At 72.8% G+C, this 15,195-nt stretch carries 20 protein-coding genes and 1 pseudogene; 9 read left to right on the plus strand and 12 right to left on the minus strand.

All coding sequences use genetic code 11. The features are described from left to right. Positions 1-2 precede the first annotated feature (2 nt). Entirely contained in the window at positions 3-146 is a 144-nt protein-coding gene (locus tag ADK64_RS46220) for a hypothetical protein (RefSeq protein WP_159046372.1), read from the minus strand. Between the two features lie 217 nt (positions 147-363). Here ADK64_RS46220 and ADK64_RS30775 point away from each other — a divergent pair, with 217 nt between their 5' ends. Both ADK64_RS30775 and ADK64_RS30780 read left to right on the plus strand, forming a co-directional pair. Next, the gene (locus ADK64_RS30775; RefSeq protein ID WP_053664428.1) at positions 364-1,035 is read left to right on the plus strand and encodes a response regulator; all 672 of its coding nucleotides are present in this window, start codon (positions 364-366) and stop codon (positions 1,033-1,035) included. Continuing rightward, positions 1,032-2,150, plus strand: a complete 1,119-nt coding sequence (locus tag ADK64_RS30780) for a sensor histidine kinase (protein WP_053664276.1) — start codon at positions 1,032-1,034, stop codon at positions 2,148-2,150. The genes ADK64_RS30775 and ADK64_RS30780 overlap by 4 nt, the downstream gene beginning before the upstream one ends. Positions 2,151-2,280: 130 nt before the next feature. Here ADK64_RS30780 and ADK64_RS30785 read toward each other — a convergent pair whose 3' ends face one another. Continuing rightward, a complete protein-coding gene (locus tag ADK64_RS30785) occupies positions 2,281-2,802 on the minus strand; it encodes a GNAT family N-acetyltransferase (protein ID WP_053664278.1) in 522 nt (173 codons plus the stop codon). Between ADK64_RS30785 and ADK64_RS30790 the strand changes: the two genes are divergently transcribed. Then, positions 2,801-3,391: a helix-turn-helix domain-containing protein gene (locus tag ADK64_RS30790; protein WP_053664280.1), complete on the plus strand. Its 591-nt coding sequence runs from the start codon at positions 2,801-2,803 to the stop codon at positions 3,389-3,391. The genes ADK64_RS30785 and ADK64_RS30790 overlap by 2 nt on opposite strands. A gap of 434 nt (positions 3,392-3,825) precedes the next feature. Here the strand turns inward: ADK64_RS30790 and ADK64_RS30795 are convergent, their stop codons facing one another. Beyond that, positions 3,826-4,752, minus strand: a complete 927-nt coding sequence (locus ADK64_RS30795) for a nitrilase-related carbon-nitrogen hydrolase (RefSeq protein WP_053664282.1) — start codon at positions 4,750-4,752, stop codon at positions 3,826-3,828. Between the two features lie 50 nt (positions 4,753-4,802). On the opposite strand from ADK64_RS30795, the gene ADK64_RS30800 reads away from it, so the two are divergent. Next, positions 4,803-5,717, plus strand: coding sequence for a LysR family transcriptional regulator (locus ADK64_RS30800; protein ID WP_053664284.1), 915 nt, complete (start codon positions 4,803-4,805; stop codon positions 5,715-5,717). 29 nt (positions 5,718-5,746) lie between these two features. On the opposite strand, the gene ADK64_RS30805 is transcribed toward ADK64_RS30800, so the two are convergent. From ADK64_RS30805 to ADK64_RS30815, 3 genes are all read right to left on the minus strand, one after another. Then, positions 5,747-5,926 (minus strand): hypothetical protein, encoded by a 180-nt coding sequence (locus tag ADK64_RS30805; RefSeq protein ID WP_053664286.1) that lies wholly within the window; start codon positions 5,924-5,926, stop codon positions 5,747-5,749. Between the two features lie 115 nt (positions 5,927-6,041). Continuing rightward, positions 6,042-6,173 (minus strand): AsnC family transcriptional regulator, encoded by a 132-nt coding sequence (locus tag ADK64_RS49190; protein WP_107093138.1) that lies wholly within the window; start codon positions 6,171-6,173, stop codon positions 6,042-6,044. A 74-nt stretch (positions 6,174-6,247) separates the two neighbouring features. Beyond that, on the minus strand, positions 6,248-6,706 hold the full coding sequence (locus ADK64_RS30815) for a PPOX class F420-dependent oxidoreductase (protein WP_053664290.1): 459 nt from the start codon (positions 6,704-6,706) through the stop codon (positions 6,248-6,250). 183 nt (positions 6,707-6,889) lie between these two features. On the opposite strand from ADK64_RS30815, the pseudogene ADK64_RS30820 reads away from it, so the two are divergent. Both ADK64_RS30820 and ADK64_RS30825 read left to right on the plus strand, forming a co-directional pair. Continuing rightward, a pseudogene (locus ADK64_RS30820) lies at positions 6,890-7,216 on the plus strand (MFS transporter); the annotation flags it as partial. A gap of 161 nt (positions 7,217-7,377) precedes the next feature. Further along, a complete protein-coding gene (locus ADK64_RS30825; protein ID WP_053664294.1) occupies positions 7,378-7,596 on the plus strand; it encodes a hypothetical protein in 219 nt (72 codons plus the stop codon). A gap of 9 nt (positions 7,597-7,605) precedes the next feature. Here ADK64_RS30825 and ADK64_RS30830 read toward each other — a convergent pair whose 3' ends face one another. Beyond that, entirely contained in the window at positions 7,606-8,475 is an 870-nt protein-coding gene (locus ADK64_RS30830) for an SDR family oxidoreductase (protein WP_053664296.1), read from the minus strand. Between the two features lie 125 nt (positions 8,476-8,600). Between ADK64_RS30830 and ADK64_RS49195 the strand changes: the two genes are divergently transcribed. Together ADK64_RS49195 and ADK64_RS30840 are read left to right on the plus strand one after the other, a co-directional pair. Next, positions 8,601-9,197: an FAD-dependent monooxygenase gene (locus ADK64_RS49195; protein WP_420713059.1), complete on the plus strand. Its 597-nt coding sequence runs from the start codon at positions 8,601-8,603 to the stop codon at positions 9,195-9,197. A 109-nt stretch (positions 9,198-9,306) separates the two neighbouring features. Further along, positions 9,307-10,383: a methyltransferase gene (locus ADK64_RS30840; RefSeq protein ID WP_234384760.1), complete on the plus strand. Its 1,077-nt coding sequence runs from the start codon at positions 9,307-9,309 to the stop codon at positions 10,381-10,383. Positions 10,384-10,406: 23 nt separating this feature from the next. Here the strand turns inward: ADK64_RS30840 and ADK64_RS30845 are convergent, their stop codons facing one another. From ADK64_RS30845 to ADK64_RS30855, 3 genes are read right to left on the minus strand one after another with little or no spacing between them, the layout of a single operon-like run. Continuing rightward, positions 10,407-10,925 carry a GNAT family N-acetyltransferase gene (locus tag ADK64_RS30845; RefSeq protein ID WP_053664302.1) on the minus strand — a complete coding sequence of 173 codons (519 nt, stop codon included), beginning with the start codon at positions 10,923-10,925 and terminating at the stop codon, positions 10,407-10,409. Between the two features lie 41 nt (positions 10,926-10,966). After that, positions 10,967-11,389, minus strand: a complete 423-nt coding sequence (locus tag ADK64_RS30850) for a nuclear transport factor 2 family protein (protein WP_053664304.1) — start codon at positions 11,387-11,389, stop codon at positions 10,967-10,969. A 48-nt stretch (positions 11,390-11,437) separates the two neighbouring features. Beyond that, on the minus strand, positions 11,438-12,358 hold the full coding sequence (locus ADK64_RS30855; RefSeq protein WP_053664307.1) for a zinc-binding dehydrogenase: 921 nt from the start codon (positions 12,356-12,358) through the stop codon (positions 11,438-11,440). 138 nt (positions 12,359-12,496) lie between these two features. Between ADK64_RS30855 and ADK64_RS30860 the strand changes: the two genes are divergently transcribed. Beyond that, entirely contained in the window at positions 12,497-13,459 is a 963-nt protein-coding gene (locus ADK64_RS30860) for a LysR family transcriptional regulator (RefSeq protein WP_053664309.1), read from the plus strand. A 114-nt stretch (positions 13,460-13,573) separates the two neighbouring features. On the opposite strand, the gene ADK64_RS48515 is transcribed toward ADK64_RS30860, so the two are convergent. After that, entirely contained in the window at positions 13,574-13,843 is a 270-nt protein-coding gene (locus tag ADK64_RS48515; protein WP_267888577.1) for a class I SAM-dependent methyltransferase, read from the minus strand. Between the two features lie 253 nt (positions 13,844-14,096). Next, positions 14,097-15,122 (minus strand): cytochrome c oxidase assembly protein, encoded by a 1,026-nt coding sequence (locus tag ADK64_RS30870; RefSeq protein WP_053664311.1) that lies wholly within the window; start codon positions 15,120-15,122, stop codon positions 14,097-14,099. Positions 15,123-15,195: the final 73 nt, after the last annotated feature.

The following is a 15,195-nucleotide window of genomic DNA, read 5'->3' on the forward strand; positions in this document are numbered from 1 at the left end:
GCTCAGCCGATCAGGCCGGCGATCGTCGCGGCGACACGGTGGGCGAGGGCGGCGTACACGTCGGGTCGCAGGACGGCCAGGACCGCGGCCGAGGCCATGATGATCACGAAGGCGGCCTCCCTGCCGCCGCCCAGGTGTCCGTTCACCGGGCATCTGCTTCTGTGCTGTGCGTCATGCCTCCAGCCTGGGGCGGGGCCCGGTCGTTGAGGTATCCGACGGCAGGCCGGACCTGCCCCGCCGGGCGGCTGGAGTCGACCCCCCGGTCGGCTGGTTCCACTCGGCCGGGGCAACCGTGACGGTGGCCGAGCCCTCTTAGGGTCGTAGGCGCAGACGCGGGACGGACGACAGCGGGACGGGGTGCACGTGATCCGGGTAGTGGTGGTGGACGACGAGGCGCTCGTCCGCTCCGGCTTCCAGCTCATCCTGAACGCCGCCGAGGACATCGAGGTGGTGGCGACGGTGAGCGGTGCCGGGGCCGTGGCCCGCGTCCGCGAGACACGTCCGGACGTCGTCCTGCTGGACATCCGCATGCCGGACGTCGACGGGCTCACCGTACTTCGCGAAGTGCGTACGCTGCCGGACGGGCCGGTCGTGGCGATGCTGACGACGTTCGACACAGACGAGTACGTCCTGGCGGCGCTGCGTCATGGTGCGGCCGGTTTCCTACTCAAGGACACCGAGCCGGAACAACTGGCCCAGATGGTCCGCACGCTCGCCGCCGGCGGCATCGTCATGTCCCCCAAGGCCTCGCGCACCCTGCTGCTCAGCCACCCCGGCACCGAGTCGGCGGACGCCGAGGAGGCGGCCCGCGTACGGCGGCTGACCGCACGCGAACTGGACGTGCTCGTGCTCGTCGCGGAAGGGCTGTCGAACGCCGACGTCGGACTGCGCCTCCACCTCAGCGCCGGCACCGTGAAGGACCACGTCAGCGCGATCTTCACCAAGCTGCGGGTGACCAGCCGCATACAGGCCGCGCTCCTCGCCCAGCGGGCACGGCTCCTGGACGGACAGGGCCGGTCGGAGGGCGGCCGATGACCGGCCGGCGGGCGGGCTCGGCACGGCTTCCGGCGCCCGTCGTCGACGCCGGGCTCGTCGCCGTCGCCGTGGCGGACGCCTGGCTCGCCGCGTGGGACACCTCAAGGCTCGGCGTGGTGCTCGCCGCGGTGGCCTGTGCCGCTCTCGCGCTGCGCCGCCGCGCGCCACTGGCCGTCGTCCTGCTCACGGTGCCGGCCACCGTGGTCGTGGACCTCGTGGCGGCCCCGCTGGCGGCGCTGTTCGCGCTGTCCGAACGGTCCCGCGACCGCCGCCTGCCGGCAGCGTGCGCCGTCCTGACCGCGGCGGCCTCCGCCGCGCCCTGGCCGTGGCACGACCCCGAGTCGCGCGACCGCACCTGGACACTGATCCAGTTCGTCTACACCCTGGCCGGCACCGCCGCCCCCGTACTCCTCGGCCAACTGGTCCAGGCACGGCGGGACCTGTCGCAGCGCCTCGCCGAGATCGAGGAGGCCAGGGAGCACGAACGGGCCCTGCACGCCCAGGCCGTACTCGCCCGTGAACGCGCCCAGCTGGCCCGCGAGATGCACGACGTCGTCTCGCATCAGGTCAGTCTGATCGCCGTCCAGGCCGGCGCCCTTCAGGTCGCGGCCAAGGACACGGACGCCCGGGAGGCGGCACGGACCATCCGTTCGCTGAGTGTGTCCACGCTCGATGAACTGAGGAACATGGTCACCCTGCTGCGGGCCTCCGGCGGCCGCGCCACCGAGCTGACGCCGCAGCCCACCCTGGCCGACATACGACGGCTGGTCGCGACGAGCGGCATCGACGCGGAGCTGACCGGCCGGCTGCCCGACACGATCACCACTCCCGCCCAGCGGGCGATCTACCGCACCGTGCAGGAGGCCCTGACGAACGTGCGCAAGCACGCCCCCGGAGCCGACGCGACCGTCAGGCTGTGGCGCGACGGCGACGACGTCGGGGTCACGGTCACCAACGGCCGCCCCACCCGCCCCTCCCTCCCGCTGCCCGGCTCGCAGCAGGGCCTGGTCGGCCTCAGGGAACGGGCCGAGATCCTGCACGGCACGTTCGCCTCCGGCCCGACCGCCGACGGGGGTTACCGGGTGAGCGTCCGGCTCCCGGCCCCGCCGAAGTGACGTCGGGGCACGGGTGGCGTTCCGGGATGTGACACGGCCCCCCGCCCGGCCGCGCGCCGGGGCTGCGGCGCAAGGAGCCGGCCACGCCGGCCGGCGCCGACGGCCGGCCAAGGGACGGGTGCGCCGCTGCTCAGGTCAGGGCCAGTCGCATGAGCGTCAGGTCGAGCCAGCGGCCGAACTTGGTGCCGACCTCCGGCAGCGTGCCGGCGTGGTCGAACCCGAACCGTTCGTGCAGCCGGATCGAGGGCGTGTTCCCGGCTTCGATACCGGCGATCATCACATGGTGGCCCGCCTCGCGCGCGGCCGTGATGAGGACGTCCAGCAGCGCGGATCCGATGCCGAGTCCGTGCCGGCCCTCGCGGACGTAGACCGAGTTCTCCACCGTGTGCCGGTAGCCGTCCAGCTCCCGCCAGGGGCCGTAGACCGCGAACCCGGCCACCTCCGCGTCGACCTCGGCGACGAAGGCCGAGCCGCGCTCCAGGTGCGCGGCCAGCCAGATGACTCCCTGGGCAGGGGTCTGTGGAGTCTGGGTCCACAGGGCCGTCGAGTGCTCGACGGCGTGGTTGCGGATCGCGCGGACGGCCTCCACATCGCCGGGCCGCGCTGGGCGCACTGTCACGGCCACAGGGTTCCTTGCGTATATTGAAGTCATGTCCAACATAGTAGATCCACTGGTGGGGCAGATCGCGGCCCGTATCCGCACCGAACGGGAACGCCGCCGCTGGACCCTGGCCCAGCTCGCCGAGGCCTCCGGCGTGTCCCAGGCCATGATCAGCCGGATCGAGCGCGCGGAGAGCAGCCCCACCGCGGTCGTCCTGGGCAAGCTGTCCGCGGCGTTCCGGCTCAGCGTCGCCTCCCTGCTCGCCCTCGCGGAAGGGACGCGGGAGGACACGGAGGGCGCGGCGGGCGTGCGCCGCCCGGCGGACAGGGCCGAGTGGCGTGACCCCGCGACCGGCTACCGGCGCCGCCAGATCACCGGCCCGCGCTTCCCCGCGGAGATCGCCGAGATCCGTCTGCCGGCCGGCGCCCGCGTGCCGTATCCGGCCGCGGCCTTCGCCTTCGTACGACAGGTCGTCTGGGTCCTCGACGGCCGGCTGACCTTCCACGACGGCGACACCGTCCATGAGCTGGACGCGGGCGACACCATCGAGCTGGGCGAGCCCGCCGAGCGCGTCTTCGCCAACACCACCGGCACCGAGTGCCGTTACGCCGTCGTCCTCGCTCGCGGCAGCACTCCGTGACTCCGTAGCCGACGACGCCAACCCGGCCCCCAGCGCCTGGTCGGCGCACGGCTCACCGCTCCGGCCGCCGCTCTCGCCCGGCGCGGGCGTACTCCTGGCTGCCCGCCTCCGACCGCCGCGCACCTGCTGATCCGGCGACCGGAGCCGCCCGGCACGCGCGCCACCGGCGGGCTGTGGTGATTCGCCTTCAAGCTGATCCTCCCCGGGTTTCGCGGCGCTCCCACTCACCGGGCCCCGCACCGACCGGTACGCCCCGGCCACCGTGATCGTCGCCTGCGCACTGGCCGCCGCGGCGGGCACCGCACCGCTCGCCGCCGGTCCAGGACCCGCCGTCGTAGCCGCTGCGCCGCTCCGGCCCCCCGGCCGACGGGGCATCACGCTCGCCGCTCGCGCCGCGCCGCTCCTCGCGGCCGCCCTCGGGAGCCGGTCGCCGGTCAGCCGCTGACGACGCCGGCACGGACGGACTCGTCGACGTGGAGGGTGAAGACGTCGGGGCGCGCATAGTGGCCGGTGGGGTCGAAGTCGAAGCGGGCGCGGGTCAGTTCGTCGAGGTCGAGTTCGGCCGCCAGGATGCCCTCGCCGCCGCGCAACGGGCCGGCCAGGATCTCGCCGAGCGGGGAGACGATGACGGAGCCGCCGCCTATGAGGACGGTGTCGGGCTCGTCGCCCAGCACGGGGTGGACGTCGGCGGGCAGGGCGTCGCGGCGCAGGAACTGGTTGGCACTGAGCACGAAACAACGCCCCTCCAGGGCGATGTGCCGCATGGTGGCCTGCCAGGCCTCGCGGTCGTCCACGGTCGGCGCGCACCACAGGTCGACGCCCTTGGCGTACATGGCCGTACGGAACAGCGGCATGTAGTTCTCCCAGCAGATGCCGGCGCCGAGGCGGGCCGTGCCGGTGTCGACGACCGGGAGGGTCGAGCCGTCGCCCTGGCCCCACAGATAGCGTTCCCCGGCGGTCGGCATGAGCTTGCGGTGCAGGCCCAGATAGCCGCCGGGACCGAAGTAGAGGGCGACGCAGTACAGCGTGCCGCCCTGGCGCTCGACAGCGCCCACCACGGCGTGGCAGCCGAGTTCCCGGGTGACGGCGGCCAGGGTGTCGACCTCGGGGCCGGGGACGTCGACGGCGGCCGCGTGGCAGCGGCGGAACAGGTCGCGCCCGGCCGGGGTGCGGTTGCCGACGCTGATGCCGAAGTCGAGGCCCTTGGGGTAACCGCCGAGGAAGGCCTCGGGCAGGACGACGACCTTCGCCCGGTGCCCCAGGACCGCCTCCCGGATCAGCTCCCCGGCGCGGGTCAGCGCGGCCTGCGTGTCGAACAGCGGGGCGGCGGCCTGGACGACGGCGGCGGTGAGAGTGGTCATGGCATCGAGACTAGAAACGGCCCGCCATATCGATCAAACTAATCTTCATAATGATCGACATTTACGAAGCCGAATTCAGGAAGGCGGACCTGAACCTCCTGGTCGTCTTCGCCGCCCTGATGCGCGAGCGCAGCGTCACCCGGGCCGCTGCCGCCCTGCACCTGAGCCAGGGCGCGGTCAGTGCCGCCCTCGGCCGGCTGCGCAGGCTGTTCGGCGACGAACTGTTCACCCGCACCCGCACGGGCGTCGAACCCACACCGCACGCCGTCGACCTCGCCCGCCGCATCGAACCTGCCCTGGGGCTCATCCACGGCGCCGTGACCGCCCCCGACAGTTTCGACCCGGCCACCGCGCGCCACACCTTCACCCTGGGCATGTCCGACGACATCGAGGCCACGCTGCTGCCGCGGCTGCTGTCCGCCACGGCCGGGCTGCCGGGCATCCGGATCGCCGTACGTCAGGCCCACCGCAACACCGTCGCCGGCATGCTCGACCACGGCGAGATCACGCTCGGCGTCGCCGCCGAGCCCGCACACGGCACCGACCACCGCGGCCACGCCCTGTTCACCTCCGGCTACAGCGTCCTGTTCAACCCCCGTCTGCTCCCGCTGACCGCACCGCTCGGCCTGGACGACTACCTGGCCCACCCGCACCTGCTGGTCTCCTACGACGGCCGCCGCGGCATCGTCGACGACCTGCTGGAGGAGCGCGGCCTGAACCGCCGGGTGATCGTCTCCACGACCCACTTCGCCGGCGCCGCCCTCCAGCTCGCCACCCTGCCCGCCCTCGCCACGCTCCCCACTCATGCGGCCGTCGTCTACGCCGAGACCCTGGGCCTCGCCGTCGCCGAACCACCCCTGCCGATGCCCCGGTTCACGGTCAGCACGATCTGGCACAGCAGTGTGACCGACGATCCGGCCCACGTCTGGCTCCGCAGCCTCGTCAGCGAACACGGAGCGCCGTAGTCGGGGGCGAGGGCGGCCGCGATCGGGGATCAGGACGAGGTGGGTTCCAGGACCCGGTCCGGGCCGGGCGGGACCTCGTGCTGAAGGAGACGGCTCCTCGACTCCCGTACCCCGAACTCGGCCTTGAGCCGGTCGATGACCGTCTCGGCCTCTCGGACATCGGTGCAGGCCATGCGCGGCCGGCAGTCGTAGTCCCCGGTCCGCCGCATCGCGCCGAGATCTGCGGCAGTTGATACAGCTGGTCCTCGAACGCCTTGCGGTCCACGCCCTCGCGCAGGCGGACATCGCTGAGCGGCTCCATGCCGCGCCCGAACGCGGCCGCATTCAGCCCGGCCCGCTCCTCGCGGACGATTCCGAAGCCTGGAGCCGGCGTACGCAGTCGGCGACGGTGTCGGCCGAGAGCCGGACCTGACGACCCAGTTCCCGATGGGTCGCCCGGCCGTCGGCAAGCGGGATGGCGGGGACAAGGACGGAACCGGGCGGAGCGGTTCCAGCTCGTCATCCCCGAGGACTGACGGACCCCGCGGACCTCAGCCCGCGATGTCGAGCGCCGTTCCGTACAGCCGGTCCACCTTGAGCCGGATCACCAGGCGGCGTTCGGCGACCAGTTGCTCCAGGAAGGCGTCTTCGTCGTCCGGCTTCGCGCCCTGCGGGATCATCCCGAGCAGTTCCCGCCCGACCGGGTCGCCGGGAACCGTCGTGATCTCGGAGACCTCGGCTTCGCCCTCCGCGACGGCGAACGACCACACGTCGCCGCCCTGCACATGGAGTGCGGCACGCGGGTCGCGCCGCAGGTGCCTGACCTTGACGCGGTCGGCCGTCGTGGAGAACCGCGCGACGCGGGACCCGGCGTCCCAGTGGTAGAGCATGGTGGTCAGATGGGGGTGGCCACCCCGCTTGACGGTGGCCAGGGTACCGAACTGCTGCCTGCCGAGCAGGGCGCAGAGGGCGTCGTCGGACAGCGGGCGAGGTGCTGGGCCTTGGGTCATGACCTGATCAACATCCAGGACCGGCCCGGCAATTCCGCGGTCGACCCGGGCGTACGGCGCGGGGGCGTGCTCATCGCGGCTTCTCGTCGCAGGACACTCGGATCCGGGCGCGTGGCAGCTTCCTGAACCGCGTCCAGGGCCACTTTCGTCCAAGCACCGTCGGTCTCCGTCCATGGACCGGCCGGTCTGCTGGCGGGCAACGCCGTCGCATCGGTGATCCTCGTGTTCCTCATGGGGGTGTCCGGGTTCGCCGGTGTCCCCGGCATGAGCACGCGCGTCACCGACTTCGCCCACGGGGCGGCCCCGGCCGCCGGCGCCAACGTCTCCGCGTCCGACATCGGCAACGCCCTCGGCGCCTGGCTCGGGTGCCTGGCCATCACCGCGGGCCTCGGATGCACCGCACCCCTCTACGTCGGCGCAGGCATCACCCTGGCCTCCGTCGTCATGGCCGTTGCCGCGCACCGGGCCAGGTCGTCCGCGGGGCGGGCCGGCCCCACGACGACCGTCTGACGCGTTCCCGTCCGGTCGGGGACCGTCATGCCCCGCGGTCACCAGTGCACCGGCTCTTCCATCAGGGTGTCTCCAAGTGGTGTCGGGCGGTCGGTGCGGGCCCGTTTGGCCATGCTGGGCCAGGAGTGGCACGCACCCTTCCCTGCGACAAGGAGCACGGTATGCCGACGGACTCGGTCGAACGATTCCTGGCGGCCCTGGACCCGGAACACCGCGAGGCGGTCGGCGCCAAGCCGCGCGAGGACCAGGAGCGGCTGGCGGCGGCCTGGACGCGGGAGCTGGAAGCGGACGACGAGCTCGACACCCTCGACGAGCTGTCCCCGCCGGCGGCCGAGGCCGAGGCGGCCCGTCGCGTCCTGGAGCGCGGAGCCGACCAGTAGCGGGGGCACTCAGGGCTGGGCGGCCGGGTCGGGCCCGGCCCGCAGGACCCGCTCCAGTGCCGTGGCCGGGTGTCCGGTCAGATCCTCGATGGCGGTGGTCACCCCGGCGAGGGAGCCGTCGGCGATCGCGGTGTAGGTGGAGACCCAGGCGTCGAGCTGCCAGTCGGGGGCGCCGTAGCCCTGGCGGGAGGCGTACGCCTCCTCGACCGTCTCCGGCACGTACGTCACCGGGCGCCCGGTGACCGTGGTAATCGTCGCCGCCACGTCGGCGAGGGTGAGCGCCTCGGGGCCGGTCAGGTCGTAGGCGCGGCCGGCGTGCGGGCCCGGATCGCGCAGGACGGCGACCGCGGCGTCGGCGATGTCGTCCTGGGCGACCACTGCGGCCCGGCCGTCGCCCGCGGGACCGCGGATGGCGCCGTCGTCGCCGACGAGGCCGGGCATGAAGTCGGCGTAGAGGTTGTCGCGCAGGAAGGTGAACGGCACCCCGGCGGCGCGGATGTGCTGTTCGGTGTGCCAGTGGTCGCGGGCCAGGGTGAAGGTCGCGTCGGGCGCGGCACCGTAGAAGGAGATGTACACCAGGTGGGCGACGCCGACCTGGGCCGCCGCGTCGATGAAGGTGCGGTGCTGCCGGAGCCGGTCGGGGGACTCCGAGGCGGAGACCATCAGGACGTGGTCGGTGCTGCGCAGGGATCGTACGAGGGCGGCGTGGTCGTCGTACGCGCCGGGTACGACGGTCGCGCCGGGCAGTTCGGGTGCGCGGGCAGGGGTGCGGCACAGGAGGGTCTGCGGGGTGCCGCCGGCGGCCAGGCGGCGGGCGATCCGGCCGCCCAGACGGCCGGAGGAGCCGGTGACGGCGTAGGTGACCTCGGTGGAAGCCATCGTGGTTCTCCTTGCTGCGGTGCCCGCTCTGCTTCTGCCTGCCTGGCAGCACGGTAGTCGCCGGAACGGCCGACCGCCCGCCACCGGTCCGCTCCTACGACCCGTACGGGCGGCCGCGCCGGAGCTTGCCGCTGGACGTACGGGTACCGGAGGCAACCGTCGGGCTCGCGGACGACGGTGACGCCGGTGAGGTTCCAGCCGTCCCGCGCGTACTCGCGCTGCCGTGGATCCGCGAGGCAACGCCAGCCGACCGTGCCGCGCACCGCGAGCGGTCCGGGCGGGCCTGCGCCCCGGTCGGCCGTCGACAGGAAGATGTGCAGGAGTTCGGGGGACCACCATGTGGCGAGCGACGCGCGGGCCACCCGGCCCAGTTCGACTGGGTCCGCCTCGTCTCCGTCAGCCCGCCGAGCGGCGCCGGCGTCGCGGACCGGAGCCGCCGTGGCAGCCTCCACGACGTGCCGCGGCACTTCCGGCACCGGGACTTCGGCCGGCGGGACATCTCCCGGCTGCTCCCGGGCGGCGGCGAGATCCTGCAGCATCCGATGGCGGACCGCGACCCGTTGGGCAGTTGGCGGCACGGCCGGGTCACCTTGCTGGGCGACGCCGCGTATCTTGTGGACCCGCTCGCCGGCGAGGGCGCCTCGCACGCCATCGCCGACGCGGCCGTCCTGGGCACCGGACTCGGCGCAGGCACCGATGGGACCACCGCGCTGCACCGTTGAGCGACCACGCGACGCCCCACCACGACGGCGGCGATCATCGCCAACCGGGACCGCGCGGCCGCCGCCCGTGTCACCGTGGACCACTGACCACCGCAGAAGGGACAGCACCTTGACCAGCCCGCGGAACCACGACGACGTAGCCACGCCCCGAAGGGCGGCCGCCCCCGGCGCCCAGCCGACGCCTCCCGCCGGCCCCGGGGTGCCCTCCCCCGTGCGCGATCTGATGTACGGCCACTTCCACGCCTCGGCCCTGCGCGCCGTGGCTCTTCTCGGCATCGCCGATCACCTCGCCGAGGGAGCGCGAACGGCCGAGGACCTGGCGGAACGCTCCGGCGCCCGGCCCGACCTGCTCCGTCGCGTCCTGCGGCTGCTCGCCACGCACGGTCTGTTCCATGAGGACGGGTCCGGAACCTTCAGCCTGACGCAGAGCGGCCGGCCCTTGCGCACGGACGTCCCCGGCTCACAGCACGCCGCCGTTCTGATGTTCACGGACGAGATGTTCCGCAGCTCCGCGGAACACCTCACGCACACCCTGCGCACGGGCGAGCCCGGCTTCGAGGCGGCCTACGGAGTCCCGTTCTTCGATCACCTGGCCGCCACTCCCCCGGCCGGCCGGCTCTTCAACGCGGCGATGGCCTCGCGGGGCGACGTCGACCACCACATCGTGAGCGGCTATCCGTTCCCGGACAGCGGCACGGTCGTCGATGTGGGCGGGGGCCGGGGTGGTCTGCTGCGCGAACTGCTCGTCCAGTCGCCGGGGTTGACCGGAATTCTCTACGACCGGGCCGAGACCGTCGCCGACCATCTGCTCAACGCCCCCTCTCTGGCGGGTCGTTGGAGCGTGCAGGACGGTGACTTCTTCGTCTCCGTACCGAAGGACGGTGACCTCTACCTGCTCAAGAACATCCTGCACGACTGGTCCGACGAGGACTGCCTGCGCATCCTCGCCGCCCTCCGCGAGGCGATGACCGACGGCACCCGGCTGCTCGTGATCGACGCCGTACTGCCCGACGACGGCACACCGCATCCGGCATCCGGCCTGGACATCGTCATGCTCTCGCTGCTGAGGGGACGGGAGCGTACGGCGGCCGAGTTCGAGGTGCTGCTGGCGCGCGCCGGCTTCCGGCTGAACCGCGTCGTGCCGACCTCGGCCCTGCCGTCCGTCGTCGAAGCCGAGGCGATCTGACGGCCGTGAAGCCAGTGAGCCCCCTACAGGGCGCGCCGGTAGCGAAGTTCGGGCACGGACACTCCGTCGTAGTCGTCGGCCCGGGCGGCGCCGTCAGCGACATAGCCGGCCCGTTCGTAGAAGCGCCGTGCCGTGGTGTTGTCGGCCAGGACCCACAACGACTGTGTGTCGAAGCCATGGGCCAGAGCCTGGGCGTGCACGGCTTCGAGCAGCGTGCGGCCGATTCCGGATCCGATGCGTGAGGGCTGGACGTACAGGGCGTGGAGCTCGCCTGTGGTGGTCGTACTCGTCCCGGGACCGCGACAGGGCCCGTGGCACGCCCAGCCCACGACTCCTCCCCCGGCGCCGACCGCCACCAGGTTGGCCGTGCCGTTCTTCACCCCCGTGAAGTGCTCTCGGCGCTGCCGGGTATCCGCTTCCACCGTCATACGGTCGAGGTAGGACCGGGGCAGGATCCCGGCGTACGCGGCCTTCCAGCCGCTCACGCGTATCGTCGACACGGCCTCGACGTCGGCTTCCGTCATCGCTCGTACAGTGATCATCCCGGCACCGTACGGGTCCTGTCGTCACGCCCGTCTGGGAATTACGGGCACGTGGTGGCGTGGTCGGGGAAGAGGGCGTTGCCGACATGCCGGGTGTCGGCGTATTCGACGACCGAGGTGATCTTGCCGTCGTGGACGGTGTAGATGCCGACGCAGCGGTTGTCGTAGGTGCCTCCGTATACGGTCTCGGCCTTGGATGTCCATTCGGCCACCACACGGTTGCCCTCTGCGATCGTGCTGATCAGTTCGATGACCAGGGTGCCGGGCACGAGGATCGGGCCCATGCCGCCGAGGAACTCGTTGATGATCCGGTCGCGGCCGTGCCAGACCTTGGAGATGGGCAGGTCGCCCGGGTAGTGCCAGGTGGCGTCCGCGGCGAAGCTGTCGTGGATGACGTCCGCGTCGCCGTCGCGGACGGCCTCGACGTAGCGGACGACGACAGCCCTGGGGTCGGTGGTGGTCATGGTCGTGCTCCTTCGGTTGTCGGTGTGTCGATCGGCGGGTGGCGTCGTTCAGGAGAGGGTGAGGACGGCCTTGCCCCGGATGCGGCGCTCACGCAGGTCGGTGAGCGTGGTCGCGGTGTCGGCCCAGTCCGTGACGCGGCCGATCTCGGGATGCAGCCGACCCTCGGCGGTCAGCCGGACGAGCGCGGTCAGGTCGTCATCCAGCCGGGTGTCGGCGTCGAGGTAGTGGAAGTGGCGGACGACGGCCGATTCGGGGCCGGAGAAGAAGTCGAAGAAGTCGAGCGTCGCCGGTGTGCGGCTGGCCTGCCCGAACCAGATCAGTGTGCCGCGCCCGGCGAGCCGTGCCAGTGCGATGGAGAGGGCCGGACCGCCGGTCGACTCCAGCACGATGTCGTAGGGGCCTTGGGCGTCGGCGACGTCGTGGACGATGTCGGCGGCGCCGAGTTCGGTGAGCCGGGCGCCTCGTTCGGGGTCCCGGGTCACGGCGGTGACCTGAGCCCCGGCGGCGGCCGCCAGCTCGGTGACGTAATGGCCGACTCCCCCGGACGCGCCGGTCAGCAGGACCCGTCGGCCCAGGACGGGCCCGGCGCAGCGCAGCAGCCGCAGCGCGGTGAGCCCGGCCAGCGGCAGCGCCGCGCCCTGGAGGACGCCGACGCTGTCGGGCAGTTCGGCGAGTGCGTCGGTCGGCACGGCCGCGTACTCCGCCCAGCCGCCCGCCATGGGGTGGCCGACGACCCGGGTGATCCCCGAGGGTCCGCTCCCGTCGGCGGCCGGCTGCACCACCAGGCCGGCGATGTCCTTGCCGGGGCGTTCACCGGGCACGGGCTGCTCCAGCTTGAACGTCTCGCCCCGGTTGACCGAGAACGCCTCGACCTTCACCAGCGCCTCATCGGGGCGTGGTGTCGGTTCGGGGACGTCGGCGAGCACGACCGGCTCGGCGGGATCCCCGGTCGGTACGAAGGCCTTCATCGTTGTCTTCCTCCTCGCTGGCCCGTGAGCCATCGGCCGGTGTGGCGTCTGGGACCATCTGACCGGGCGGGGAGGGGGCACGGCCAACAACCGAACCGCCTCGCCGACAACGGGGGGTTGTCGCATAGGGTCAGCGGCATGGATCTCGACCTCGCCCTGGTCCGCGCTTTCGTCACCACCGCCGGGACCCTGCACTTCGGGCGAGCCGCCGAGGAGCTGAACACCAGCCAGCAAGCCCTGTCCAAGCGCATCGCCCGGCTGGAGGAGTCGCTCGCCGTCCGCCTCTTCGAGCGCCAGGGCGGCATCCGGTTGAGCGAGGCGGGCGAGCGCTTCCTGCCGGCCGCGCATGAGGCCCTCGCGGCCGGCGAACGCGCGATCACCGCGTTGACGGGCGCCGGCGCGGCCGTTCGGATCGACACGTGGGGCCATCTGTACGCGCCGATGCGCACGGTCGCCGCGGCGGCCTGGGCGGTCGAGCCGGTGCGCTGGGAGCCGGGCCCGGGACGTGACTGGCCTTCGGTCGCGCAAGCTCTGTCGCGCGGCGACACCGACCTGGGGTTCGGCCGGGTGCATCCGCTGCCCGACGGACGGGATGCGGGGCTCACCCAGCGGCTGGTACGTCTGGAGCCGGTCGACGCGGTGGTCAGTGCGTCCCACCCGCTGGCCGACGCCGACGCGTTGCGCCCCGCCGACCTGCGCGACAGCGTCCTGTCGTGCCCGGCCGAACTGGCCCGCCTGGACTTCCTGCGCCGCTTCGCCGACGAGTTCGGCATCGCACGGCGGCACGACGGCCCCAACCTGGGCCTGGACCATCTCCTGCAGCACGTCCGCGCCGACAGCGCATGCTTCACCCTCTTCCCCGCCGACGCGCCGCTGCCGGACCGTACGGGCCTGCGCAGCATCCCGCTGGTCGACCCCACCCCGTTGTACGCGTGGTCGCTGGCCTGGCGCGAGTCGTGCCGCCACCCGATGCTCGACACCCTGCTGCGTGGATTCGCCGAGACCGGCCGAGCCCGCCGCTGGCTGGAGTACGCGCCGCGCCGCGACTGGCTCCCCGACACCGACCACGCGAAACTTGCGACGCGCCAGGGCGTGTCCTGACGGTCGCGGCGCGCGAAGGGCACCGCCCCCGAGGCGCTCTCGTCGAGGTCGAGCAGCAGGCGTGCCTCGGCCGTCAGCCCGGCGTCGCGCAGCCAGGGCGCCACCCGGTCGGGCCTACGGCGGTGGGCGTGGACGTTCTGGGGTGTGAGCGCCGTAGCCCTGCGTCTTCACCTGCGACTCGTCGCCGACGTGAAAGCCGAGCAGCAGGGGCCCGCGGGGGCGCGGTACGCGCCGGAAGCGGGCGCGGACCGTAGGCAGGGCATCGTCGGGTCCATGGATCAGCGACCGGAAGGCGAGCAGGGCGGCGACCGAAGCGTCGGGGAGGTCGAGGTCCGTCATCGGGCCCGCCGCGAAGCGCGGACCGGGGTGGTCACGCCTGCTCACGTCGATCATCGCGGGTGACGGATCGATGCCGAACGCGTCCGCGCCAAGCCCGACCAGGGGATGGCCCGCGTAGGTGCGGCGGCCGCGTCGTAGGAGGTCCGGGTCTCTGCCGGCCCGGAGTCCAGGCTCATGGCCGAAGAGCAGGGGGCGGGCAGCCGCGGTGGGCGGACCGTCCAGGTGCTCTCCCTACGGCGAACGTACGACGCCGACGGTTCGGCCGGAGCCGAACCGTCGGCGTTCGCTCATGGACCGGTCACTGCTCCCGTTGCTGGCTCCGGATCCTCGCGGCCACCTCGTTCTGTTCCGTCTCCCACCAGGGGCGTACCCGCTCGGCCGACGGGGCCTCCCGGTCGTGGTCCGAGGCGGGCGCGGGCACGGCGGCCGGAGCAAGTTCCGCGTCCAGGCGGCGGTCGAGGACCGCGCTCTGGGCCCGTTCCGCGCGCGCCCACTGGAAGAGCAGGGCCAGCAGGAACGGCAGGGCGACCAGTTCGGCGATGCTGAGCATGGCGCCCCCGCCGATCTGCTGGTCGTGCCGGACGTCCGGGGACCAGGTCGGGGCATGGTGCAGGTACCAGGCTCCCGCGATCAGTGTGCCGTGGGTCATCACCACCACGCCCGGGACCGCGTCGACGATGCCGTCCAGGAAGACCAGTGCCGCCCGCACCGGGTGGGTGCACCAGCGGGGCAGCGTCTGCTCGTGGGTCAGCATCGGTACGACGAACAGGCAGCCGGCCACGAGCAGGTGCAGATACATCAGCTCGTGCAGCCAGCCCACGCGCAGGGCGGTGGCGAAGTACGGCGTGAAGTACACCGTCAGCTCCGTGGCCAGCACCAGTGCCGTGCTGACCAGGGGGAACGTCAGCACCCGTACCAGGCGGCCGGACATCGCCCGGCGCACGCGGCCGGCGGAGTCCGCCGGCAGGGCCTCGACGGCGAGCCGGAGCGGGTCGCCGAGGGCGAGACCCAGAGGTGCGACGAGGTCCAGGAGGATGTTCTGTACGGCGGCCGGCCAGAACAGCACGTGGTCGTAGACGGCGAGGGCGGACATCGTGGCCACCACCAGCGCGCCCAGGCCGAGCAGCGCGAAGGCGGCGACACGGGCGGGCGGCCAGGGCTCGCCCCGCCGGCGCAGCAGCGCGACGCCCCGGCCGTAGAGCGCGCCCAGGGCGATGACCAGCAGCAGCGCGGGGACGTCCAGGTGCCATGTGGACAGCAGACGTCCCGTGGTCAGCTCGGGGAGCTGACCGGCCGACAGCGCGGTCAGCGCGTGACCATCCATGCGGATCGTCCTCCTTTGGCTTGATACGGGGGACTCAGCACGGAAGAGTCCGGCTCGGGTCCACCAGGGGACG

The sequence above is a fragment of the Streptomyces sp. MMG1121 genome, assembly GCF_001280015.1.
In the GTDB taxonomy this organism is placed as follows: Bacteria; Actinomycetota; Actinomycetes; order Streptomycetales; family Streptomycetaceae; genus Streptomyces.